The sequence below is a fragment of the Actinoallomurus sp. CA-142502 genome (assembly GCF_050936355.1).
GTDB lineage: Bacteria > Actinomycetota > Actinomycetes > Streptosporangiales > Streptosporangiaceae > Actinoallomurus > Actinoallomurus iriomotensis.
This window is the reverse complement of record NZ_JBNJMY010000001.1, coordinates 3291404-3313875: the sequence shown is the minus strand read 5'-3', so window position 1 is coordinate 3313875 and position 22472 is coordinate 3291404. Positions and strand designations below refer to the sequence as shown.

Genomic DNA, 22472 nt, shown 5'->3' with positions numbered 1-22472 from the left:
TAAGGCCCCGTCGGCTCAACTCGACCTTGCCGAGACTTGACCTTCCGGAAGAGGGCGGCCCCGCGTCACGGCACCGATGACCGGAAGCGGCAACACCGCCTCCGCGGTGACGGCACTCGGTGCACCGAACGATCCCTGCGCTAAAAGCACCGATCCTCCCGAACATCGCCGTTTCCGGCGGATCACGTTCGGGAGGAGGGCTTCGTCGGAGCCGCGGTCAGTTGTCGCGCTTCTCCTTGATGCGCGCGGCCTTGCCGCGGAGGTCGCGGAGGTAGTAGAGCTTCGCACGGCGGACGTCGCCGCGGGTGACGACCTCGATCTTGTCGATCGACGGGCTGTTGAGCGGGAACGTGCGCTCCACGCCAACGCTGTAGCTCACCTTGCGGACCGTGAACGTCTCGCGGGCGCCGCCGCCCTGGCGCCGGATCACAACGCCCTGGAAGACCTGGATACGGCTGCGGCTTCCCTCGGTCACGCGCACGTGAACCTTGAGCGTGTCACCCGGGCGAAAGTCCGGTACATCCGACCGCTTCGCGGCGTTCTCGATCTCCTGGATCAGGGTGTGCATGACTGAGGTTCCTCGTGTTGGACACGCGCGCGGCACACGGTGCCACAACGCGATGGGGTCTTCTGGGAAGTCTGGGCGCGCCCAGCATGAAGCCGGGCCGACATCTCAGTGTGCCATATGTTCGCCGTCGATCGGAAAACCGGCGTCCGCCAGGGTACTCCGATCGGCGTCGTCCAGGGTGTTGCGGGCGATCAGATCGGGTCTCGTGGCGGCCGTACGGCGCAGGGCCTGGTCGCGCCGCCACCGGGCGATCGCGCCGTGGTTGCCCGACATGAGCACCGGGGGTACCTCGCGTCCGCGCCAGGTCGGAGGCTTGGTGTACACCGGGCCTTCGAGCAGCGCCGCCATCCGGCCCGGCGCGAAGGAATCGTCGCTGACCGAGTCGGCGTTGCCCAGCACGCCCGGCAGGAGCCGCGTCACCGCCTCGACGATGACGAGTACGGCCGACTCGCCTCCCGCGAGGACGTAGTCGCCGATGCTCACCTCGTCGACCGGCATCCGCGACCGCGCGTCCTCGATCACCCGGGCGTCGATGCCCTCATAGCGACCGCACGCGAACACCAGCCACGGCTCCCCCGCGTACGCGACGGCCGTCTCCTGGGTGAACGGGCGCCCGCTCGGGGTGGGCACGACCAGCCGCGGCGTCGCCCCGGCCGGGGCGATCGCGTCGAGGGCCTCGCCCCACGGCTCGGGTTTCATCACCATGCCGGGGCCGCCGCCGTACGGGGTGTCGTCCACCGTACGGTGCCGGTCGTGGGCCCAGCCGCGCAGATCGTGTACGTGGACGTCGACGTCGCCGCGCTGCCGGGCCTTGCCCAGCAGGGAGACGCCGAGCGGCGCGAAGTAGTCGGGGAAGATCGTGATGATGTCGAGTCGCATGGGGGTCTTCTCTAGTCGAGCAGACCGGCCGGCGGGTCGAGGACGACGCGGCCGGCGGGGACGTCGACGGTCGGGACGATCGCGCTGACGAACGGCACCAGCGCCTCGTCGCCACTCGGGCGGCGCAGGACCAGCAGGTCCTGGCCGTGGTGTTCGACGTCCACGATCTCACCGAGCGCGGTGCCGTCGGTGGCGACGGCGGCCAGGCCGATCAGCTCGTGGTCGTGGAACTCCTCCGGGTCGCCGCTCGGCGGGATCTCGGTGGAGTCGACGAGCAGCAGCAGGCCGCGGAGCTCCTCGGCGGCCGTGCGGTCCTCGATCCCGGCGAACCGCACCAGCAGGCGCCCCGCGTGCGTACGGACCGTCTCCACGGTCAGCGTGCCCGCGTTCTCGGTGCCGAGTGCGGCTCCGGGGGCGAACCGGGCGGCCGGGTCGTCGGTGCGCACGTCGACGCTGACCTCGCCACGGACTCCGTGTGCGCGGCCGATGCGGCCGACGGCGAGCAGCATCAGACCCCGCCTCGTACAGATCGGGCCGCCCCGTCGCGGAAGGAAGCCGAGATCCCCGGCCGCACGGTGGCAGCCGGGGATCGGACGGGCGCGGATCCTTCGCCGGGCCGAAGCGTCGGCGGCCCGGGCGCCGTGGCGCGGGCCGGGGATCCGGAGGACACCGTCAGCGCGCCTCGTTGAGGTCGAGCAGGTCGACGCGGACGTATCGTCCTCCGGCGATGGCGCTCATGACGGTGCGCAGGGCCTTGGCCGTACGGCCGTTGCGCCCGATGACCTTGCCCAGGTCGTCGGGGTGCACGCGTACTTCGAGGACCCTGCCGTTGCGCAGCCGACGTGCCCGCACCCGAACCTCGTCCGGGTGCTCGACGATGCCGCGCACCAGGTGCTCGAGCGCCTCCTCGAGCACGCTACGCCTCGCTCTTGGCTTCGGCGGCGTCCTCGGCCGGCTGCTCCTCCGCCTTCGCCTCGTCCTTCTTGGCCTTCTTCGGCGCGGCCTTCTTGGACTTCGGCTGAGTCGCCTTGCCCTCGGGCTCGTCCGCCGTCTCCTTGAGGGCGGCGGCGAAGACCTCGGCCTTGTCCGGCTTCGGCTCGGCGACCTTCAGCGTGCCCTCGGCACCCGGCTCGCCCTTGAACTTCTGCCAGTCGCCGGTGACCTTGAGGATCGCGAGGACGGGCTCGGTCGGCTGGGCACCGACGCCCAGCCAGTACTGCACCCGCTCGGAGTCGACCTCGATCAGCGAGGGCTCCTCCTTCGGGTGGTACTTGCCGACCTCCTCGATGGCGCGGCCATCGCGCTTGGTGCGGGAGTCGGCAACGACGATCCGGTAGTACGGTGCCCGGATCTTCCCCAGACGCTTGAGCTTGATCTTGACTGCCACGGGTGTGGTGTTCTCCAGATTCGAATGGATGAGCGGACGGGCGCCGGGTGGGGACCTGCGCTGCCACTCGGAAGGACACGGCTCGCCCGGGTTGAGAGAGGGTCCCTGGCTGACCGCGGTTCCAGCCTGCCATTCTGCCAGACGATCGCGGCGAAGTCGCAATCGATCAGGTTCTTGTTTCCCCCGACCAACCGGCCCCGACCGACCGCCCGGTTTCTCCGGCCGCCCTCCCGAGGTCGTTTTCACCGCCGGTCGTGCGGCGAAGCAGACGATCACCGCACGATCAGCGGAATTCGGTTATTTCCCCTTCTTGGGGTCCTGCAGCTTGGACAAGTCCGGCATCTGGAAGCCCGGGGGCAGCTGTCCCGGCAGGCCGCCGCCCAGGCCGGGCGGCAGGCCCTTCGGCAGGGCGTCCTGGCCGGCGCCGCCCTTTCCGGTCGCCTCCTGGGCGCGCTTGCGCGGGTCACCGCTGCGCTGCCGGCCCTTCTTGTTCTTCTTGTTGTTGGCCTTGACCGCCTTGCGACGAGTGCCCGGCATACCGGGAATGCCCATGCCGCCGGCCATCTGGCGCATCATCTTCTGCGCGTCGAAGAAGCGGGTGACGAGGTTGTTGACCTCGGTCACGGAGACGCCGGAACCCTTCGCGATGCGCGCGCGCCGCGAACCGTTGATGATCTTCGGGTTGCGCCGCTCGTCGGGCGTCATCGAGTTGATGATGCCGCCCACCCGGTCGAGATCACGGTCGTCGATCTCGTCGATCTGCTGCCGCATCTGCCCCATTCCGGGCATCATTCCGAGCAGGTTCTTGATCGGCCCGAGCTTGCGGATCATCTGCATCTGCTCGAGGAAGTCCTCCAGGCTGAAGTCCTCGCCCGAAGCGAACTTCGAGGTCATCTTCTCGGCCTGCTCGGCGTCGAACGCCTTTTCGGCCTGCTCGATCAGGGTGAGGATGTCACCCATGTCGAGGATCCGCCCCGCCATCCGGTCGGGGTGGAAGACGTCGAAGTCCTCCAGCTTTTCACCGGTGGAGGCGAACATGATCGGCCGGCCGGTGATGTGGCGCACCGACAGCGCGGCGCCACCGCGCGCGTCGCCGTCGAGCTTGGTGAGCACGACGCCGTCGAAGCCGACGCCGTCGACGAACGCCTGCGCCGTCGTGACCGCGTCCTGACCGATCATCGCGTCGACGACGAAGAGGATCTCGTCCGGCTTCACCGCGTCGCGGATGTCGGCGGCCTGGCGCATCATCTCCTGGTCGATGCCCAGCCGGCCGGCGGTGTCGATGATGACCACGTCGTGCTGCGCGTGCCGTGCGTGCTCGATCGAGCGCCGGGCCACCTCGACCGGGTCGCCGACGCCATTGCCCGGCTCGGGGGCGTACACCGGCGTGCCGGCGCGCTCACCGAGCACCTGCAGCTGCTGGACGGCGTTGGGCCGCTGCAGGTCGGCGGCGACGAGCAGCGGCGCGTGGCCCTCGTTCTTCAGCCAGCGCGACAGCTTGCCCGCCAGCGTCGTCTTACCCGAACCCTGCAGACCCGCCAGCATGATCACGGTCGGTGCCGTCTTGGCGAACCGCACCCGCCGCGTCTCGCCGCCGAGGATGTTGATCAGCTCGTCGTTGACGATCTTGACGACCTGCTGGGCGGGGTTCAGCGCCTGGGACACCTCCGCACCGGCGGCCCGCTCTTTGATCTGCGCGATGAAGTCCTTGACGACGGGCAGCGCCACATCGGCCTCGAGCAGGGCGATGCGGATCTCGCGCGCCGTGGCGTTGATGTCCGACTCGGACAGCTTGCCCTTGCTGCGCAGTGAGGAGAAGACCGTAGTCAGCCGGTCGGAAAGCGTCTCGAACACGTCTTTGGCCAGTCCTAGGAAGCTTCGGGGATCGACCTACCACACTATCCGTTCGACCGGCCTTGGGCATGACGCTCGGCGCGCGACCCTCGTCACCGGCCGCTTCTCAGCGAAGTCCCTGGTAACGCAGCAGCCGCGGCCGCACCGCGCCGCAGGCACAGCGGGTGTACAGGAGCACGCCCTCCGACGTGAGGTGACGTGAGACGACGGTGTACGGGGGTTCCTGCGGGCTGCCGCATCGGTGGCACCGGTTCATGCCCGCCAGTGTCGGCCGCGCCTACAGTTGAGGTCCAGCTCATCTTTTCGCCCATGACCGTGTGAGGAAATCGCATGATCGAGTCGATCGACCTGCGGCGCCTCCAGATGCTGCGCCTCGTGCACCGCCACGGCACGGTCACCGCGGCCGCCGACGTGCTCCACCTCACCCCGTCCGCCGTCTCCCACCAGCTGCGCCAGCTCGCACGCGAGACCGGCGTCGCGCTGCTGGAGCCCGACGGCCGGCGCGTGCGCCTCACACCCGCCGGCCGCGTGCTGGTGGCCCACGCCGACGCCCTGCACGCCGGCTGGGAGCGGGCGCGTGCCGAGCTGGCCGCGTACGCCGACGGCAGCTCCGCGTCTCTGCGCATGTGCGGGTTCCCCTCCGCGGTCGCGGGGCTGCTGGCACCGGCGGCGGCCCGGCTGCGCGCCGCGGACCCCGGGCTGGCCGTCCACGTGGCGGAGGAGGAGCCGGCCGACGCGCTGGACCGGCTGCTGGCCGGGGAGACCGACATCGCCGTGGCCGTCCTGGGCGGGGCGACGCTGCCGCTGGACGACGCGAAGTTCGGCCGCCGCCCGGTGCTGGCCGAGCCGTTCGACCTGATCGTGCCCGCCGGCCACCCGCTGGCGGGGCGGGAGGAGACCGCCCTGGGGGACGCCGCGGACGAGCCCTGGGTACTGGCCGCCGCCGGCAGCTGCGACCTGTACGAAGTCGCCGTCACGGCCTGTTCGTCCGCGGGCTTCACGCCGCGGGTCGCGCACCACGCGCGCGACTACACGGCGGTCTCCGCCCTGGTCGCCTGCGGGCTCGGCGTCGCTCTGATCCCCCGTACGGCCACGGTGCCCACCCGGCACGCGGTCGCCCGGCTCCCGCTGCGCGACGCGCCCACACGCCGCGTCCTGGCGTGCGTCCGGCTCGGCAGCGACCACCGTCCCGCGATCGCGCGGGGCCTGGCCGCGCTGGAGGAGGCCGGCCGGGATCTCGTGTCACTGCCGGAAGGGCCGGATCGGCGGTGAGCCGGCCGGCGGTGACGTACGCCGACGGCGACTCGCGGACCAGGCCTGCCCCGCGGTCCTCCCCTCGGTCCCGGCGCCACGACCCGCCCGACGCGGGTACGGTCCGGACGGCCGTCGGGCACGATCGGCGGAGACCCGTGCGAGGCGGGCCCCGGCGACGCGGTGGTCGTGCCGCCGGGGTCCCGCTCGCGCTGGGCGACGACGGGTCTCAGCACGCCCGGCCGGTGGTGTGCACCTCGGTGAACGGGCGGACCGTCGTGCCGGCCTGGTCGGAACGGCTCAGCCGGTGTAGAGGACCGCGGTCGGCGCGGCCTTGGTCAGCGTGGCCGGGGTCGCGCCGGACAGGAATGACTGCTGCGGCTCGTCGTCACGGCCGAGGAAGAACGCCCGGTTGACCGCCCGCACCTCGATCGTCGAGCCCGGGTCGGCGGCGGAGGTCGGCACCCGGATCGCGGTGATCTCCGCGATGTCCGACGATGTCGTGCCGGGCGGGAGCTGCACGGTCGTGGCCGCCGGCACGTCACGCTGGATCGACCGGTCCGGGAACAGGTGGTCCGAGCGGTACAGCGTCGGGTCGCCCTTCAGCCGTACTCCGATGGACAGGCCCACCCAGTCGGTGGCTCCGTTCGGCGGGTTCGCGGTCACCTTGCGGACGACCAGGTAGAGGTAGTCGCGCGGGTCGGCGATGGACGTCGTGGAGGAGGTCGGCGGGTCCGCCTCCACCTTGCCCTCGCGACGCGACTCCGCGTCGGACACCCAGTACGTCCACGGGTTGCGGTCCATGATCTGCTCACGGGCCTCAGTGGCCGCGTCCAGCGACGCGGACGTGGACAGGAAGAACCGCATCGGGTCGTCCACCGTGTCGCAGATGTTGTTGTTGAGCGTGCAGGTCTGCATCAGCGGGTGGTCGCCCTCGTACGTCCCGCCGAACGGCTGCGTCACGTGGTTCGGCGCCTGGATCACGGCGGTGCCCGGCACGCGGCGGCCCTGCGCGTCGACCTCGACCTGGTAGATCCACTCGATGTCGGTCGTACGGCCCCAGCGTGCCATGAGCTGCGGCGTCGACGTGCCGCCGTCCTCGTTGCTCCAGATGTAGGAGTACGTCAGCAGCCGGTGTCCCGGGACGGCCGCGGGCACGTCCTCGTGCCAGGCGACGAGCGGGGTGTCGGTGTAGGAGTTCTGGAACGGCCCGCCCCAGTCGGCCCCGTTCCGGCCGTACAGGATCGGCGCGTGCGCCAGGTCGAGGTAGGCCTGCCCGCGGCTCACCACGCGGACGGCGGTGCGGGAGACCTGGACGCGCGTGCCGCGCGACCGGTCCGCGGCGAACCGGAGCGTCAGCCGGTGCCGGCCCGCCCGCACGTGCCCGAGCGCGAACTGCCGGGTGATCGGGAACGCGGCCGGCACCACGTCGTCGGTGGCGTACCGGCCGTCGACGTAGAGCGACAGCACCGCCGACTCGTGTCCCTGGTTCGCCCAGGAGACCCCGGGCGCGGCGGCCGTCACGTCGACGAGGGCCTCGCCCGCCCGGTCGGCCCGGAACGTGAGCGTACGGTCGTGACCTCGGTCGACGGTCTTCGTCTCCGCGGCGGCGGCCGGCACGGCGGTCAGAGCGGCGGCGGACGCCGCACCTGCCAGCACGGCGGCATGGACCAGCGAAAATCTTCGCACAGGAGCCTCCCAGGTATCGCGAAACGCAAGAAGCGTCATCGCGGCCCACGGGCGCGGTCAATGATCGCGACGGAGGTTCCCGTGATCTTCACTGGCCGGTCTGGGCCAGGACACCTGTGTCAGGGACTCAGCGCACCGCGTCGAGCACGCCCGCGCGGATCGAGGCGCGCAGGCGCTCGTCGGTGACCGGGCGTCCCTCGGCGTCGACCACGTAGAAGACGTCGACGGCCTCGGCGCCGAGCGTCTCGACGCGCGCCGCGCGTACCTGCAGGCCGAAGGAGCCGAGCACGTGCCCGACGCGCCACAGCAGGCCCGGCCGGTCGTGCGCGCGCACCTCCACCACCGTCGCGGTCGCGGACGCGTCGTCGATCATGGTCACGCGAGGCGGCGGCACCGGCACGCCCTTGCGCGGGCGGTACGAGCGGGCCCGGCGTTCGAGACGTTTCTCGACGTCCAGCCGGCCGGCCAGCACGCGGCGCAGGTCGACCTCCAGCGCGGCGGGGTCCGGCCCGGAGCCGTACTCCGGCACGGCCATGAACTCCAGCAGCGCGGTCGGCCCCTCCGCGCCCTGGCCCCAGGACACCGTGCGAGCGCCGCGCACGGCCAGGCGGTGCAGGGCGAGCACGCCGGCGGCCTGCCAGAGCAGTCCGGGCCGGTCGGGCGCGACGACGGTGATCCGCGACCCGACGACGCGTACGGACCCGCCGCCGTGCCGGGCGAGGGCGAGCTGCTCCGGCGTCGGCTCGGGCGCCACCGGCGGCGGCGCGCCGGCCAGGACGGCGGCGACGCGGCGGGTGAGCTCGGCGACCAGGCCGGCCTTCCACGGCCCCCAGGCGGCCGGTCCGGTGGCCTGGCCGTCGGCGACCGCCAGCGCGGCGAGCGTCTCCAGGACGACGGAGTCGCCGACCGTCTCGGCCACCGTCTCGATCGTCACCGGGTCGTCCAGGTCGCGGCGTGTCGCGGTCTCGGGCAGCAGTAGATGGTGCCGTACGACGGCCTCCAGCACCCGGACGTCACCGTCGGCGAAGCCGAGCCGCTCCCCCAGGTCGCGCGCCATCACCGCACCGGTCTTGGAGTGGTCGCCGGGCCAGCCCTTGCCGATGTCGTGCAGGAGCGCGCCGACCAGCAGCAGGTCGGGGCGGGCGACGTCACGCGTGTGGGCGGCGGCCCGCGTCGCGGTCTCCACGAGGTGGCGGTCGACGGTGAACGTGTGCACCGGGTTGCGCTGCGGGCGGTTGCGCACGCGTTCCCAGTCGGGCAGCAGGCGTTCGATCAGGCCGACCTGGTCGAGCGCCTCCCAGACGCCGATGGCGGGCGATCCGGCGCCGAGCAGTGTCACCAGCGCGTCGCGTGCCTCCGCCGGCCACGGCACCGGCATCGGCGACGTCTCCCGTGCCAGCCGCTCGACCGTCGAGATCGCCAGCGGCAGGCCGGCCTGCGCGGCGGCCGCCGCGGCGCGCAGGACGAGCGTGGGGTCGCGCGGGTCCGCGCCGCGGGCGAGGACGACCTCGGAGTCGTGCTCGACGACCCCGTCGGCGAGGGGCCGGCGCACCGGCCGGCCGGACGGGGAGCAGAAACGGTCCACCGCCCGCCACATGTGGTCCACCGCGAACGTGACCGAACGGGCGGCCTCGACCACCGTGCGCAGGAGCACTTCGGCGTCGAGCAGGCCGAGCGCCTCGGCCACCGCGCCCTGCTCCTGCAGGACGAGGCGGTCCGCCGCGCGGCCGGTCGTCTCGTGCAGCGCGTGCCGGACGTCCAGGAGCAGCGCGTAGGCGTCCTTGACCCGTGCGGACGGCGCCGGGGCGATCCAGGCCGCCGCGACCGCCTGGATGGCGTGCACGTCGCGCAGTCCGCCGCGCGACTCCTTCAGGTCCGGTTCCAGGAGGAACGCCAGCTCGCCGGAGTCGCGCCAGCGGGCGCGGGTCATCTCCCGCAGCTCGGGCAGCCGGCGGCGCGCGTCGGAGCGCCAGTCGGCGAGCACCGTCTCGCGCACCTCGCGGGTGAGGTCCGGGTCGCCCGCGACGTGCCGGGCGGAGATCAGGCCGAGCACGGCCTTGAGGTCCTCGCGCGCGACGGCGCGCGCCTGGGCGGGCGTGCGCACCGAGTGGTCGAGCCGGAGCCCGGAGTCCCAGATCGGATACCAGACGCGGTCGGCCAGGGCCGCGACGTCGGGGCGGTCACGGTGCAGGAGCACCAGGTCGACGTCGCCGCCCGGGGTGAGCTCCTCGCGTCCGTGGCTGCCGACCGCGACCAGCGCGACGTCCGGTTCGGCGCCGACCAGCCGGGCCAGCCGGCGGTCGAGCTCGCCGGCGCGGCGCGCGCGTTCGGCGCGCAGCCGCGCGCGGGCGCCGTCGCCGCCCTGCGCGGCCGGGCCCGGCTGAGTCGTCGCCTCAGCCGGGCCGTGCCTCCCCCCGAGCGTGTCCGTCACCCTTACAGTGCCTCCGGCCCGGTCTCACCGGTGCGCACGCGCACCACGGTGTCGACCGGCACCGACCACACCTTGCCGTCGCCGATCTTGCCGGTCTGCGCGGCCTTCACGATGACGTCGACGATGTCCTCGGCGTCCTCGTCGTCGACGAGCACCTCGACCCGCAGCTTGGGCACGAGGTCGACCTTGTACTCCGCGCCCCGGTAGACCTCGGTGTGACCGCGCTGGCGGCCGTACCCGCTGGCCTCGCTGACCGTGAGGCCGTTGACCCCGAAGGTCTCCAGCGCCGCCTTGACGTCATCGAGCTTGAAGGGCTTGATGACCGCCGTGACGAGTCTCATGCCTCAGCCTCCACCTTCTTGTCGCCCGGCTCCGCCGAGCCCTTGGCGTTGTCCGCCGTCAGTGCGGCAAGGATGCCGTGTCCGCCGCCGGAACCGCCGTGCGACGTGCCGATCTCGTACGCGGTCTCCGCGTGGACGGCCAGGTCGATGCCGGACACCTCGTCCTCTTCGCTGACCCGCAGACCCATGATCTTGTCCAGCACCTTGCCGATGACGAAGGTGAGGACGAAGGAGTACACCGCCACCAGCACCACGCCGATGGCCTGCTTGCCGAGCTGGCCGAACCCGCCGCCGTAGAACAGGCCCGCCGGTCCGTCGCCCTTGGCCGGGGTGAGGATGCCGGTCACCGTCGGGGTGGCCAGGAAGCCGATCAGCAGGGCGCCCGCCGCGCCGCCGACCGCGTGCACGCCGACGACGTCGAGGGAGTCGTCGAAGCCGAATTTGGTCTTCATGCCGACCGCCACGGAGCAGAGCGCGCCGGCGATGAGGCCGAGGATGATCGCGCCGACCGGGTTCACCGAGGCACAGGCGGGGGTGATCGCGACGAGGCCGGCGACCGCGCCGGAGGCCATGCCCAGGGCGGTGGACTTCCCGTAGCGGAACTTCTCCACGATGATCCAGCCGAGCGCCGCGGCCGCGGTCGCCACCTGGGTGTTGATGAACGCCACGGACGCCTGGGCGTTGGCGGCCAGCGCCGAGCCGGCGTTGAAACCGAACCAGCCGAACCACAGCAGACCGGCGCCGAGCAGCACGAACGGCACGTTGTGCGGGCGCATCGGCTCCTTGGGCCAGCCGACCCGCTTGCCGACCACCAGGGCCAGGGCCAGACCCGCCATACCGGCGTTCAGGTGCACCGCGGTGCCGCCGGCGAAGTCGAGCGCGCCGATGTGGTCGGCCAGGAAACCGCCGTCCTTGGTGGTGGACAGGTCACCGAAGAAGAACACCCAGTGCGCCACCGGGAAGTACACGACCGTGGTCCAGATCGCCACGAACGCGCACCAGCCGCCGAACTTCACCCGGTCCGCGATGGCACCGCTGATCAGCGCGGGGGTGATGATGGCGAACATGAGCTGGAAGGAGACGAACGCCAGTTCGGGCGACGTGCCGGACGCGGAGATCAGCGTGTCCTTCAGCCCGACCCGGCCGAACCCGCCGATGAAACCGTGGTTCCCAACGTCCTTGGCGAATGCCAGTGAGTAGCCATAGAACACCCACAGCACGCTGACGATGCCGATCGTGGCGAAGTTCATCATCAGCATGTTGAGGACGCTCTTCGACCGGGTCATACCGCCGTAGAAGAAGGCGAGACCCGGGGTCATGAGAAGCACGAGAGCAGAGCTCGCCAGCAGCCAGGCGGTGTCGCCTGAATTCAACATCTTGAGAACGTCCGGCGGCATGCGGCGTCCCTTCGGGTGAGGTGGTCGATACTGCTCTGGAGCTTCGAGCAGAGCCGTTTCACCTACGGGGCATGAGTGTTTCGACGGTGTGAAACCCCGCCCGTCCATGTTTCCGACGTGTTTCGAAGTGTTACGCCCTGCTTCGTAGGCGTTCGCGGTCGGTAGCGCCGGCGTCGTGGGCCGCGCACACCGCCGGACGTACAGTGTGAGGACAAGTTCCCAGGTCATCCCTACCAGGACGGGGACCGGCAACGGTGTCTGCGGTGTCGCACCCCTCCGCCCGGTGGCGCACGCGCGGGCTGCCCGCGGAGGTGACGAGCTTCGTCGGACGTCGGCGTGAGGTGGCCGACGTCAAGCGTCTGCTGCCCGGCTCCCGGCTGGTGACGCTCACGGGTGTGGGCGGGGTGGGCAAGACCCGGCTGGCGTACCGGGTCGCCGCGGAGCTGTGCCGCGCGTTCCCCGACGGCGTGTGGCCGGTCGAGCTGGCCGAACTGGAGAACCCCGAGCTCCTCGCGCAGGCCGTCTCAGCGGCGCTCGGCATCGAGGACCACTCCGGGCGTCCCCCGCTGGAGGCGCTGACCGAGCACCTGCGGGACATGACCGCGCTGATCGTGCTGGACAACTGCGAGCACCTCCTGCCGGAATGCGCCGTACTCGCCGACGCCCTGCTGCGCGCCTCGTCCTCCGTGCGCGTCCTCGCCACCAGCCGGCAGCTTCTGGGGATCCCGGGCGAGCAGACCCTGGACGTGCAGGCGCTGCCGCTGCCCGGCGCGGATCCGGGATCGGTCGAGGCCTCGACGCGATACGACGCGGTCCGGCTGTTCGTCGACCGGGCGCGGGCCGTACGCCCCGGCTTCGCGCTGACCGAGGACAACCGCCAGGCCGTCGAGCGGCTCTGCCGCCGCCTCGACGGCGTCCCGCTCGCGATCGAGCTGGCGGCCGTACGGTTGCGGGCCCTGTCGGTCCAGCAGCTGCTCGGCCGCCTCGACGACCGGTTCCGTCTGCTCGAACGCCGTTCCTGTACGGCGGTCGAACGGCATCGGACGCTGTGGGCTCTGATCGACTGGAGCCACACGCTCTGCACGCCGGAGGAACGCCTGTTGTGGGCGCGGGCCTCGGTGTTCGTCGGCGGTTTCGACCTGGAGGCGGCCGAGGAGGTCTGCGCCGGCGACGGGATCGCCCGCGAGGAGGTGCTGGACCTCGTGGCCGTGCTCGTGGACAAGTCCGTGCTGATCACCGAGGAGACGCCGTTCGGGGTCCGCTACCGGCTGATGGAGTCGCTGCGAGAGTACGGCCGGGAGCGGCTCGCCGAGTGGGGCGGCACCGACGCCGTGCAGCGGCGGCACCGCGACCACTTCGCCCGGATGTGCGCCGACACGCTCGCGTCGGAGTCGTGCCAGCTGAAACTGCTCAGCCGGGTGAAGCTGGAGACCGCCAACCTGCGCTCGGCCATGGACTACTGCTTCGGCACGGCCGGCGACGCCGGGTACGGCCTGCGCATGGCCGCCGACCTGCGCAACCACTGGCTCAGCGGCTACCTCGGGGAGGGCCGGCAGCGGCTCGCGCAGGGGCTGGCCCTGCACCACGCGGCGGACGAGGCGAGGGGACGGGCCCTGGCGGTGGACGGCTGGCTGGCGGTCGTCGACGGCCGGCCCGACGAGGCGACCCGGTTGTTCGACGAGGCGCGGGAGATCGGCGAGCGCCTGGGGCACGGCGTGATCCTCGCCGACGTCGCCCTCCAGCAGGGGCTGCTGGCGCTGGACCGGGGCGACGCGGAGACCGCGATCACACTCTGCCGCGCGGCCGACGCGCGGCACCGGGCGACCGGCGACATCATGGGCCGCATCCGCGCGTCTCTGTGGCTCGCCGGGGCGCTCACCCTCACCGGCGACCTGGACGCCGCCGTCCGCACCGCGCAGGAGGGCATCGCGCTGTGCGAGGCCCACGCCAAGAGCCTGTACCGCGCCCACCTGCTGACCATGCTCGGCGTGGCGTTCTGGCGCCGGGGCGACACGGGCCGGGCCGGCACGCTGGTGAAGGAGAGCCTCACCTTCCACCGTGAGCTCGGAAACTCCCGTGGCATCGGCCTCAACATGGCGGTCCTCGCGTGGATCACGGCGGCGGACGGCCGGTACGAGCGGGCGGCGCGGCTGCTGGGGATCTTCGAGAGGTTCTCGCGGGAGCCGCGGTCACGGCAGGCGATCGGCGCCCAGGTGGCCGGATACCGGCATCTGCGCCCCTACCAGGAGGAGTGCGTGGCGGAGATCCGGCGCGCGCTCGGCGAGACGGACTTCGAGGCGAAGGTACGCGGGAGCGCCCGGCTCGACGTGGACCAGGCCCTCGCCTACGCGCTGGAGGAGAGCGCCGGGGACGACGTCGCGGAGGCGGCGGGACCGCCGGCCGGCGCGTGCTCGACGCCCCTGACCCGGCGTCAGACCGAGGTGGCCCGGCTCATCGGCCGCGGGCTGACCAACCGCGACATCGCCGCCGAGCTGGTGATCTCCCAGCGCACCGCCGAGGGCCACGTGGAGCAGATCATGCACCGGCTCGGCTTCGGGTCGCGCTCGCAGATCGCGGTGTGGATCAGTGAGCACGACGGCCGGAACGGCACCGAGGTGGAGCACCGGGACCGGCACCTGCGATGACGGGTGCCGGCCCCGGTGTACCTGCGATGCGGGTCCAGGGCCCGCATCGCCGGGGCGGCGTCGCGGGGGGCACGACACCGGCGTGTGGCGCTGGGGGATGGCACCACCGTTTCCCAGGGGAGTTGGACGGGACGAAGGGTGTCCCGGCGAGAGACCGGCGCCCGGCCGGCGGGCGTACGGCCTTCATTGACGACCATGCCACCGGAGCAGGCCGGGCGAACGGGGAGAAATACCCGTATAGGTACCTATTCCACCGAGCCGGTGGGTAGAGCGGCGCCGATCGGGGTACCCGCCGTGCCCCGCCGGGGCGGAGCGTCGCTCAGTCGCCGAGGATCGCCTCGACGAAGGCCTCCGGCTCGAACGGGGCCAGGTCGTCGGGGCCCTCACCCAGGCCGACGAGCTTGACCGGCACGCCCAGCTCGCGCTGGACCGCGATGACGATGCCGCCCTTCGCTGTGCCGTCGAGCTTGGTCAGCGCGATGCCGGTCACGTCGACGACCTCGGCGAAGACGCGGGCCTGCTGGAGACCGTTCTGGCCCGTGGTCGCGTCGAGGACCAGGATCACCTCGTCGACCTGCGCCTGCTTCTCGATCACCCGCTTGACCTTGCCGAGCTCGTCCATCAGCCCGGTCTTGGTGTGCAGGCGGCCGGCCGTGTCGACGATCACCGTGTCGACGCCGGCCGCGATGCCCTGCTTGACCGCCTCGAAGGCGACGCTCGCCGGGTCGGTGCCCTCGTCCCGGCGTACGACCTCCGCGCCGACCCGTGACCCCCACGTCTGGAGCTGGTCGGCCGCGGCGGCGCGGAACGTGTCGGCGGCGCCGAGCAGCACCGTACGGCCGTCGCCCACGATGACCCGCGCGAGCTTGCCGCACGTGGTCGTCTTGCCGGTGCCGTTGACGCCCACGACGAGGACGACGGCCGGCTGGGCGCCGTGCGGCTCGGTGCGCAGGGAGCGTTCCCAGTCCTTGCCGATCTGGCCCAGCAGCTCTTCCTTGAGCAGCGCGCGCACCTCGGCGGGGTCGCGGGAGCCCAGCACCTTGACCTTGGTGCGCAGGTCCTCGACGATCTGCCGGGAGGGCGCCACGCCGACGTCCGCGGTCACGAGGGTGTCCTCGATCTCCTCCCACGCCTCGTCGTCGAGCGCGTCGCGGGACAGCAGCACCAGCAGGCTGCGTCCCAGGGCGTTCTGCGACCGGGACAGCCGCGCGCGCAGGCGTACGAGACGGCCCGCGGACGGCGGCGGAAGCTCGATCTCCGGCGCCGGCGGTGCCGGGACCTCCACCGGAGGCGCCTCGACGGTCGCGGTGTCCTCTTCCAGGACGGCGGTGCCGCCCGGCGAGACGCCGCTCTCCGGCGGGGCCGGCGGAGCCTGCGGTGGCGGAGCCGTACGGCCGCGCCCACGCAGCAGGAACAGGCCGCCCGCGACGACGGCGACCACGACGATCGCGATGGCGAGGATCAGGTATTCCATAGCGTGTCCCAGTGTCGCAGAGGCTGGAGTCGGTCACCGCAATCGGGGCGGCGGGGCGGGCAGCGCGTCGTGCCCGCAATGCTCCCGCTCGACGGCCGGGCGGCGATGATGTTCCGAACCAGCAGACCAGAATCATCGGCGGTTGGTGACACCCTCAACCCACCGCTCGCTGATTCGGGGTCAGAGCGGGGCACGAACACGTAGCCGGTGAACGAACTCCCCGACGTCCGGTTCGCTGCGAATATGGTGGGACGGCAACCCCAACATGGCGAGCCGGTTCAGTGCGGCCATGACCATTTCCCCGGGCCCACAGACGAATGTGGCGGGGAAGTCCAGCACGTCGAGGGGCCCGACCACATCGGCGGCGGTCTGAGACGGCAGGTGGGAAGGATCAGCCGACACCGCGGTGATGAGACGGAGTCTCCCCGGCCCCGATGCCAGGCGTACCAGGTCGGCGCCGTCGTAGAGTTCCTGTTGCAGCCGCACACCGTGCACCAGGGTGATGTCAGGGTTTCGCGAAGTCCGCAGTGTCTCCTCGATGATCGCCTTGAGAGGGGCGAGTCCGGTGCCGCCCGCCACGCACAGCAGCCTGTTCGGCCGTGGCGCGGGCAGCGTCATCACCCCGCGCGGCGGGCCGAGGAGCAGTTGGTCCCCCACGGACGTCCGGTGGACCAGCGTGGTGCTCACCCAACCACCCGGCACGACGCGCACGTGGAACGTCAGCAGGTTGTCCCGCCGGGGGGCGTTGGCGATCGAGTACGGCCTCCAGACCCGCGGCCAGCGGCTGGTCTGGATTGTCGCGTACTGACCTGGGTCGTACGGGTAGGGCTGGTCGGGCTCGACCGTGAGAACCGCGATGTCGTGCGTTCTCTGCTCGTGGGCGACGACCCGCGCGCCCCAGTAGGGCGGTGATGTGGCCGCGTCCACTTCGGCGGCCTGAATCATGACACCGGCGATCAGATCGTAGGCCGCCAGCCACGCCTCGTCGTACTCCGGCTTCCACGCATCTCGGGCGTTGGCTCGCATCGACGCGACCAGGCATCGGCCGATGGCGGGATAATGCTCCGGCCGCACGTCGAACTTGCGGTGATCCCTCGCGAGATCGCGGAGGTACCTGGTCACCGTCGTCATGTCGTCGACGTGGAGCACAACGTAGGTGAGAGCGTTGAGCAGCCGGTCCCGCTGCGCATCCATCATCGCCGGGAACAGCGCGCGGATCGCGGGGTACCTCGAGAAGAGCAGGCCATAGAACTCCGACGCCACCTTGTCGGAGACGTCCGAGACGAGTGCCCAGCTTTCTCGGAGGACAGCGACATCCACTGTCACAGGGGCGGCGCCTGCGTACTCGAAATCGGCCTCCCCTGGGGAACGGGTGTCCGCGGAAGCGCCGGCCGATCCGGAATCGGTTCGCTGGGACTCTGCGTGCCAGCCGTCGACCTCTCCGAGGACGGCTCCAGAGCGCTCTTCGTTTTCTCCCCGGTGAAATAGCCGGAGCCAGCCGGACGGACGGACCGGTCGGCGATTTTCGCTCTGCGGTCCTCCTTCATCAGCAGCGGGATGTTCTTCGCGCAATGGATGTAAGCCTCCTCGACCCTCACGGCGATCCAACGTTCGACACGGCGCGGCGCGGTCTGCTCGTGGGGCAGGTCCCACCCCGCCGCCTCCGCGTCGCCGAGAATCTGAGCACGTCCGTTGACGTGCAGACCGACCAGGTCCTCGAAAAAATCGACCATCAATATCCCGACGTGGCCGTTCTCCACGATGTTGCCCATGCTCGCCATGACGCCATTGCCGTGATATTCGGGATAAGCGAGTGTTCGGTCATCGATGACACAGATAAAACCCGGTGGGCCGGCACGGAAAGTGCAGTCGCACTCACCATGGCCATCGGCGGTCGCGATGAATGCCATTTCCTGGCGAGCGATGAAATCCCGCATACGCGGGTTGAGATGGTCGAGTACTTGCTTGTCATAAAAAGCGGCGGCCCGAGCATCGCTGCCGAGTAGCCGCTGGAGCAGATGCTCTCCACGCGATCCAGGCCGATCTGGACCGAAGACGTGTGCCGGGTTGGCCATCACGGCACTCCTTGTCGGAACTCCCCTGACCGGGCCGGGACGCGCCCCGGCCCGGTCAGGGGTACTTGGCTGGGGCGTGCCGTGACTGACGTTCCTTGTGTGACGCCTGCAACAAACGGCCCCGACGATACCCCATTTGCCACGTTTCGGAACATTTTGTCGGCATTGTGGCCGCTTGGAGGAAAAAATCACCTTTTGGAGCACGGTAACGACGGACGGTAGTTCTCAGTGGTCCGAGCACGGAAAGCAGCCGCCTTCCCCCGGTTTCCCCGTCACGGAACGACTGTCCGTAACCGTGAGATCGCACGCGTGCTACGGCAAACAGGGGCAGCACCGACGGCCGATCCCCCTAAGAGCCTGCTTACCAGCCCTGGCGCTCTGCTCCGCGGACAGGCTCCCCGGCTCCGTGATTCCACCTTTCGCTACTCTCCGCAAGCACCCGGACCGGTTCCGCGCCTCCGCCGGCGTTCGAATTCCTGGTCAGTAGCGACCCGGCCGAATCTCGTCGGCGAGCGCCGGTTCAGGCCGGCTCGGGTTCGCGCAGGCGCTGGCTGATCACCTGGGTGACGCCGTCGCCTCGCATGCTCACGCCGTAGAGCGCGTCCGCGCCCTCCATCGTGCGTTTCTGGTGGGTGATGACGATCAGCTGCGACGACTCGCGCAGTTCTTCGAAGATGCCCAGCAGGCGCTGGGTGTTCGTGTCGTCGAGTGCCGCCTCGACCTCGTCGAGGACGTAGAACGGCGACGGCCGCGCCTTGAAGATCGCGACGAGGAACGCGATCGCGACCAGGGAACGCTCGCCGCCGGACAGCAGCGACAGCCGTTTGACCTTCTTGCCCGGCGGCCGTGCCTCCACCTCGATTCCGGTGGTCAGCATGTCCTCCGGCTCGGTCAGCGACAGACGCCCGTCACCGCCGGGGAACAGCCGCGAGAAGATCCCCTCGAACTCCCGCGCGGTGTCCTCGTACGCGGACGTGAAGACCTGCTCGACCCGTTCGTCGACCTCCTTGACGACCGTGAGCAGGTCGCGCCGGGTCTTCTTCAGATCCTCCAGCTGGGAGGTCAGGAAGGCGTGCCGCTCCTCCAGGGCGGCGAACTCCTCCAGTGCCAGCGGGTTGACCTTGCCGAGCTGGGTGAGCTGGCGTTCGGCCTGCTTGGCGCGCTTCTCCTGCGTGGCACGGTCGTACGGCTGGGGCTCGGCGTCCTCGGGGGCGTCGGGCGCCGGCGGGATGAGCTGGTCGGGGCCGTACTCGGCGATCAGTACGTCCACCTCCAGCCCGAACTCCTCCATCGCCCGCTCCTCCATCTGCTCCAGGCGGAGCCGGCGTTCGGCGCGGGCGACCTCGCTGCCGTGGGCGACGTTGACGAGCCGTTCGTGCTCGCCGGTCAGCTCGCGCACGCGCGTACGGACGGCCTTCAGCTCCTCCTCGCGGGCGGCGCGCGCCTGCTCGGCGGCCTCGCGCTCGGCGACGGCCGCGGCGATCGACACCTCGATGCGGCCCAGGGCCCGGTGCGCGCCGACGACGACGGCCTGCGCGACGCGGGCGTCACGGACGCGGCGCTCGCGGCGGTCGGCGGCGCGGGCCCGCTCGGCCCGCTCCTCCGCGGCCGCCCGCAACAGCGCGTCGGCGCGGCCGGTGATGGCGGTGACCCGCTCCTCGGCGGTACGGACGTTGAGCCGCGCCTCCATCTCCGCGGAACGCAGCTCCTGGCACCGGTCGGCGAGCTCGTCGCGGCGGAACGACGCCTCGTCGTCCTCCTCGACCGGCTCGGACTCGGCGGCCTCCAGCCGCTCGCGCAGCCGGACGCGTTCTTCGGCGTCACGCTCACGTGCCTCCTCCGCGGCCCGTACGGACGCGGAGAGACGCTCGGCCTCCTGCCGGGCGGCCTTGGCCGCCGCCTGGAGCCCGGCGATGTGCTTGGCCTCCTGCGCGGCCTCGGCGGCCACCTCGCGGAGCCGGGCGCGTACGCGGTCGAGGGCCGCCTGGGCGCGGTTGACGCCCGTCTGCGCCTCACCGACGGCGGCCTGGGCCGCCTCCAGCACCGCCTGGGCCCGCTGTTCGGCCTCCACGGCCTCGTCGAGCGCCTCGGCGGTCCCCTCGGCCTTCTCGCGGGCCGCCGCGAGCCGCTCGGCGGCCTCGTCGCGGGCGGCGCGCATCTGCAGCGCGCTCTGCCGGCCGCCTCCCCCGCCCAGCGCCCAGTGCGCGCCGAGCAGGTCGCCGTCACGCGTGACCGCCCGCAGCTCCGGCGCCCGGCGTACGAGCGCGGTGGCGGCGGCCAGGTCCTCGACGACCACGACGTCGGCGAGGAGGTGGTGCACGGCGGAGCGTACGGAATCGGCGGCGGTGATCAGGTCGGTGGCACGCCGGGCGCCGTCGGGCAGCGGGCCGCCCGCCGGCTCGGCGGCGGGGCCGTCGCCGACCACGAGGCCGGCCTGGCCGGCGTCGTCGGCGCGCAGCCGGGTCAGCGCGGACTCGGCGGTGTCGAGCGAGTCGACCGCGACGGCCTCGGTCGCGGCGCCCAGGGCGGCGGCGATCGCGACCTCGGCGCCGGGCTCGACGGACAGGAGGGAGGCGAGTGTGCCCAGGACGCCGTCGATACCGGCGGCGAGCAGCGCCTCTCCCCCGTCGGCCGCGCTGCCGAGGGTCAGGTCGAGCGCCTCGACCCGCGCCTGCAGCGCGGTGGCCTCCTTCTGCGCGGCCTGGTCGGCGCCCCGCGCCGCGCCGACGCGCTCGTGCGCCTCGCGTACGGCGCGACGAGGCTCCTCGACGGCCTCGCGGGCCTGTTCGGCGGACTCCTTGGCCTGTTCGAGGACCTCTTGGGCGCGCTCGTGCTCGGCCGCCAGCTCGGGGTCCTCGGCCGCCTGGGTGTTCTGGGAGGAGTACTCCTCTTCGGCGATCCGCGCGCGCTCCTCCGCGGCGGCCCGTGCCTCCGTCAGCCGGCCGATCTCCGCCTCGGTGGCCTGCGTCTTGCTTTCGAGCGCGCCGACCTGCCCGCGCAGCCGGGCCAGGCCCTCCCGCCGGTCGGCGGCGGCCCGCGCGGCGGCCTGCAGGCGGCGCTCCTCCATCTCCAGCGCGGACTCGGCCTCCGACCGCTCCCGTACGGCCTCGGCGAGCACCTCCTCGACCGCCTCCAGCCGCTCGGCGAGGACCTCTTCCTGCTCGGCGATCTCCGCGGCCTCGCGCTCCATGTCCTCCGGGTCGCGGCCCCGGCGGTCCTCCTCCTGCGCCTCGGTGGCGTGGCGGTGACGCTCGGCGGCGACCTCCCCGACGCCGCGCAGCCGCTCGCGCAGCGACGACAGGGAGTACCAGGTCTCCTGGGCACGGGTCAGCACGGGCGCCTGCGCGGCCGCCTCGGCCTCCAGCTCCGCCTCGCGCTGCTGGGAGGCGGCGAGGGCCTCCTCGACGGCGATGTGCCGCTCGCGTACGGCGGCCTCGTCGACGGCCTCCTGCTTGAGCCGCGTGCTGAGCGTCACCAGGTCGTCGGCCAGCAGGCGTACGCGCGCGTCGCGCAGGTCGGACTGGATGACGGCGGCCCGGCGCGCGATCTCGGCCTGGCGTCCCAGGGGTTTCAGCTGGCGCCGCAACTCGGTGGTGAGGTCCTGGACGCGCGTGAGGTTGGCCTGCATCGCGTCGAGCTTGCGGAGGGCCTTCTCCTTGCGCTTGCGGTGCTTGAGGACGCCGGCCGCCTCCTCGACCATGGAGCGGCGGCCCTCCGGCCCGGAGTGCAGCACACGGTCGAGCTGGCCCTGACCGATGATCACGTGCATCTCGCGGCCGATGCCGGAGTCCGACAGCAGTTCCTGGACGTCGAGCAGGCGGCAGGTGTCGCCGTTGATGGAGTACTCGCTCTGCCCCGACCGGAACATCAGCCGGCTGATCGTGACCTCGGTGTAGTCGATCGGCAGGGCACCGTCGGTGTTGTCGATCGTGAGGAGGACCTCGGCACGGCCGAGCGGCGGGCGCGACGAGGTGCCCGCGAAGATCACGTCCTCCATCTTGCCGCCGCGCAGCGACTTGGCGCCCTGCTCGCCCATCACCCAGGCGAGCGCGTCGACGACGTTCGACTTCCCCGAGCCGTTGGGCCCGACGACGGCGGTGATGCCCGGTTCGAGACGCAGCGTGGTCGAGGACGCGAAGGACTTGAAGCCGCGCAGCGTGAGGCTCTTCAAGTACAAACGTCCACCGATCCTTTCCCCGACCGACTCGGCACGGCCCGGGAGTTCTGCGAGGGGTTCACCGGGCCCGGCTTCTGCGCACCATACCGGCCGGAAGCCGTCTCACCGGCATCTGACATCCCCAAATGTGCCATGAACCCTCGTGGTTCGCGGGGCTCTGCGGGAAACCGCCGCGCCGCCACGGGCCCCGGGTTCTCGGGGGCTGTCGCGGTACGGCCCCTTGGGGGCCGCGCCGGACATCTTCGTCGCGTGCCGTGGATCGGGCCGAAATGGTGCGATCTTTGCCCGGACGCCTTATCCCGGC

At 71.8% G+C, this 22472-nt stretch carries 17 protein-coding genes; 2 read left to right on the top strand and 15 right to left on the bottom strand.

The genetic code is table 11. The features are described from left to right. Positions 1-217: 217 nt before the first annotated feature. The 7 genes from rplS to ACQEV1_RS16065 all read right to left on the bottom strand — a co-directional run bounded on the left by rplS (position 218) and on the right by ACQEV1_RS16065 (position 4944). The gene (rplS, locus tag ACQEV1_RS16095) at positions 218-568 is read right to left on the bottom strand and encodes a 50S ribosomal protein L19 (protein WP_285569071.1); all 351 of its coding nucleotides are present in this window, start codon (positions 566-568) and stop codon (positions 218-220) included. A gap of 105 nt (positions 569-673) precedes the next feature. Continuing rightward, complete coding sequence (gene trmD, locus ACQEV1_RS16090) at positions 674-1447, bottom strand: tRNA (guanosine(37)-N1)-methyltransferase TrmD (RefSeq protein WP_433394588.1); 774 nt, start codon at positions 1445-1447, stop codon at positions 674-676. 11 nt (positions 1448-1458) lie between these two features. Then, positions 1459-1956, bottom strand: a complete 498-nt coding sequence (rimM, locus tag ACQEV1_RS16085; RefSeq protein ID WP_433394587.1) for a ribosome maturation factor RimM — start codon at positions 1954-1956, stop codon at positions 1459-1461. A gap of 163 nt (positions 1957-2119) precedes the next feature. Next, a complete protein-coding gene (locus ACQEV1_RS16080; protein ID WP_285569079.1) occupies positions 2120-2362 on the bottom strand; it encodes an RNA-binding protein in 243 nt (80 codons plus the stop codon). Position 2363: 1 nt separating this feature from the next. Further along, positions 2364-2834, bottom strand: coding sequence for a 30S ribosomal protein S16 (rpsP, locus tag ACQEV1_RS16075; protein WP_285569081.1), 471 nt, complete (start codon positions 2832-2834; stop codon positions 2364-2366). Positions 2835-3131: 297 nt separating this feature from the next. Next, positions 3132-4688 carry a signal recognition particle protein gene (gene ffh, locus ACQEV1_RS16070; protein WP_285617749.1) on the bottom strand — a complete coding sequence of 519 codons (1557 nt, stop codon included), beginning with the start codon at positions 4686-4688 and terminating at the stop codon, positions 3132-3134. 106 nt (positions 4689-4794) lie between these two features. After that, complete coding sequence (locus ACQEV1_RS16065; protein WP_285569086.1) at positions 4795-4944, bottom strand: hypothetical protein; 150 nt, start codon at positions 4942-4944, stop codon at positions 4795-4797. 74 nt (positions 4945-5018) lie between these two features. On the opposite strand from ACQEV1_RS16065, the gene ACQEV1_RS16060 reads away from it, so the two are divergent. Beyond that, positions 5019-5960 carry a LysR family transcriptional regulator gene (locus ACQEV1_RS16060; protein ID WP_433394586.1) on the top strand — a complete coding sequence of 314 codons (942 nt, stop codon included), beginning with the start codon at positions 5019-5021 and terminating at the stop codon, positions 5958-5960. A gap of 279 nt (positions 5961-6239) precedes the next feature. Here the strand turns inward: ACQEV1_RS16060 and ACQEV1_RS16055 are convergent, their stop codons facing one another. The 4 genes from ACQEV1_RS16055 to ACQEV1_RS16040 all read right to left on the bottom strand — a co-directional run bounded on the left by ACQEV1_RS16055 (position 6240) and on the right by ACQEV1_RS16040 (position 11797). Then, complete coding sequence (locus tag ACQEV1_RS16055; RefSeq protein ID WP_433394585.1) at positions 6240-7628, bottom strand: hypothetical protein; 1389 nt, start codon at positions 7626-7628, stop codon at positions 6240-6242. A 127-nt stretch (positions 7629-7755) separates the two neighbouring features. Further along, positions 7756-10059, bottom strand: a complete 2304-nt coding sequence (locus tag ACQEV1_RS16050; RefSeq protein ID WP_285617755.1) for a [protein-PII] uridylyltransferase — start codon at positions 10057-10059, stop codon at positions 7756-7758. A gap of 2 nt (positions 10060-10061) precedes the next feature. Next, positions 10062-10400: a P-II family nitrogen regulator gene (locus ACQEV1_RS16045; protein WP_285569096.1), complete on the bottom strand. Its 339-nt coding sequence runs from the start codon at positions 10398-10400 to the stop codon at positions 10062-10064. Further along, positions 10397-11797 carry an ammonium transporter gene (locus ACQEV1_RS16040; RefSeq protein WP_285617756.1) on the bottom strand — a complete coding sequence of 467 codons (1401 nt, stop codon included), beginning with the start codon at positions 11795-11797 and terminating at the stop codon, positions 10397-10399. Before ACQEV1_RS16040 ends, ACQEV1_RS16045 begins: the two co-directional genes overlap by 4 nt. A gap of 263 nt (positions 11798-12060) precedes the next feature. Here ACQEV1_RS16040 and ACQEV1_RS16035 point away from each other — a divergent pair, with 263 nt between their 5' ends. After that, on the top strand, positions 12061-14442 hold the full coding sequence (locus ACQEV1_RS16035; protein ID WP_433394584.1) for an ATP-binding protein: 2382 nt from the start codon (positions 12061-12063) through the stop codon (positions 14440-14442). Positions 14443-14761: 319 nt separating this feature from the next. On the opposite strand, the gene ftsY is transcribed toward ACQEV1_RS16035, so the two are convergent. The 4 genes from ftsY to smc all read right to left on the bottom strand — a co-directional run bounded on the left by ftsY (position 14762) and on the right by smc (position 22168). Next, the gene (gene ftsY / locus ACQEV1_RS16030) at positions 14762-15916 is read right to left on the bottom strand and encodes a signal recognition particle-docking protein FtsY (protein ID WP_285617760.1); all 1155 of its coding nucleotides are present in this window, start codon (positions 15914-15916) and stop codon (positions 14762-14764) included. Between the two features lie 180 nt (positions 15917-16096). After that, the gene (locus tag ACQEV1_RS16025) at positions 16097-17179 is read right to left on the bottom strand and encodes a globin domain-containing protein (protein WP_433394583.1); all 1083 of its coding nucleotides are present in this window, start codon (positions 17177-17179) and stop codon (positions 16097-16099) included. Positions 17180-17238: 59 nt separating this feature from the next. Continuing rightward, positions 17239-17991 (bottom strand): pyridoxamine 5'-phosphate oxidase family protein, encoded by a 753-nt coding sequence (locus ACQEV1_RS16020; RefSeq protein ID WP_433394582.1) that lies wholly within the window; start codon positions 17989-17991, stop codon positions 17239-17241. Between the two features lie 520 nt (positions 17992-18511). After that, complete coding sequence (smc, locus tag ACQEV1_RS16015; RefSeq protein ID WP_285617765.1) at positions 18512-22168, bottom strand: chromosome segregation protein SMC; 3657 nt, start codon at positions 22166-22168, stop codon at positions 18512-18514. Positions 22169-22472: the final 304 nt, after the last annotated feature.

Excerpts from the sequence above, each read along its gene's own strand:
- ftsY (WP_285617760.1), bottom strand. The coding sequence starts at position 15,916 with ATGGAATACCTGATCCTCGCCATCGCGATCGTCGTGGTCGCCGTCGTC.
- ACQEV1_RS16020 (WP_433394582.1), bottom strand. The coding sequence starts at position 17,991 with ATGGCCAACCCGGCACACGTCTTCGGTCCAGATCGGCCTGGATCGCGT.
- ACQEV1_RS16060 (WP_433394586.1), top strand. The coding sequence starts at position 5,019 with ATGATCGAGTCGATCGACCTGCGGCGCCTCCAGATGCTGCGCCTCGTG.
- ACQEV1_RS16045 (WP_285569096.1), bottom strand. The coding sequence starts at position 10,400 with ATGAGACTCGTCACGGCGGTCATCAAGCCCTTCAAGCTCGATGACGTC.
- ACQEV1_RS16065 (WP_285569086.1), bottom strand. The coding sequence starts at position 4,944 with ATGAACCGGTGCCACCGATGCGGCAGCCCGCAGGAACCCCCGTACACC.
- trmD (WP_433394588.1), bottom strand. The coding sequence starts at position 1,447 with ATGCGACTCGACATCATCACGATCTTCCCCGACTACTTCGCGCCGCTC.
- rimM (WP_433394587.1), bottom strand. The coding sequence starts at position 1,956 with ATGCTGCTCGCCGTCGGCCGCATCGGCCGCGCACACGGAGTCCGTGGC.
- rplS (WP_285569071.1), bottom strand. The coding sequence starts at position 568 with ATGCACACCCTGATCCAGGAGATCGAGAACGCCGCGAAGCGGTCGGAT.
- ACQEV1_RS16040 (WP_285617756.1), bottom strand. The coding sequence starts at position 11,797 with ATGCCGCCGGACGTTCTCAAGATGTTGAATTCAGGCGACACCGCCTGG.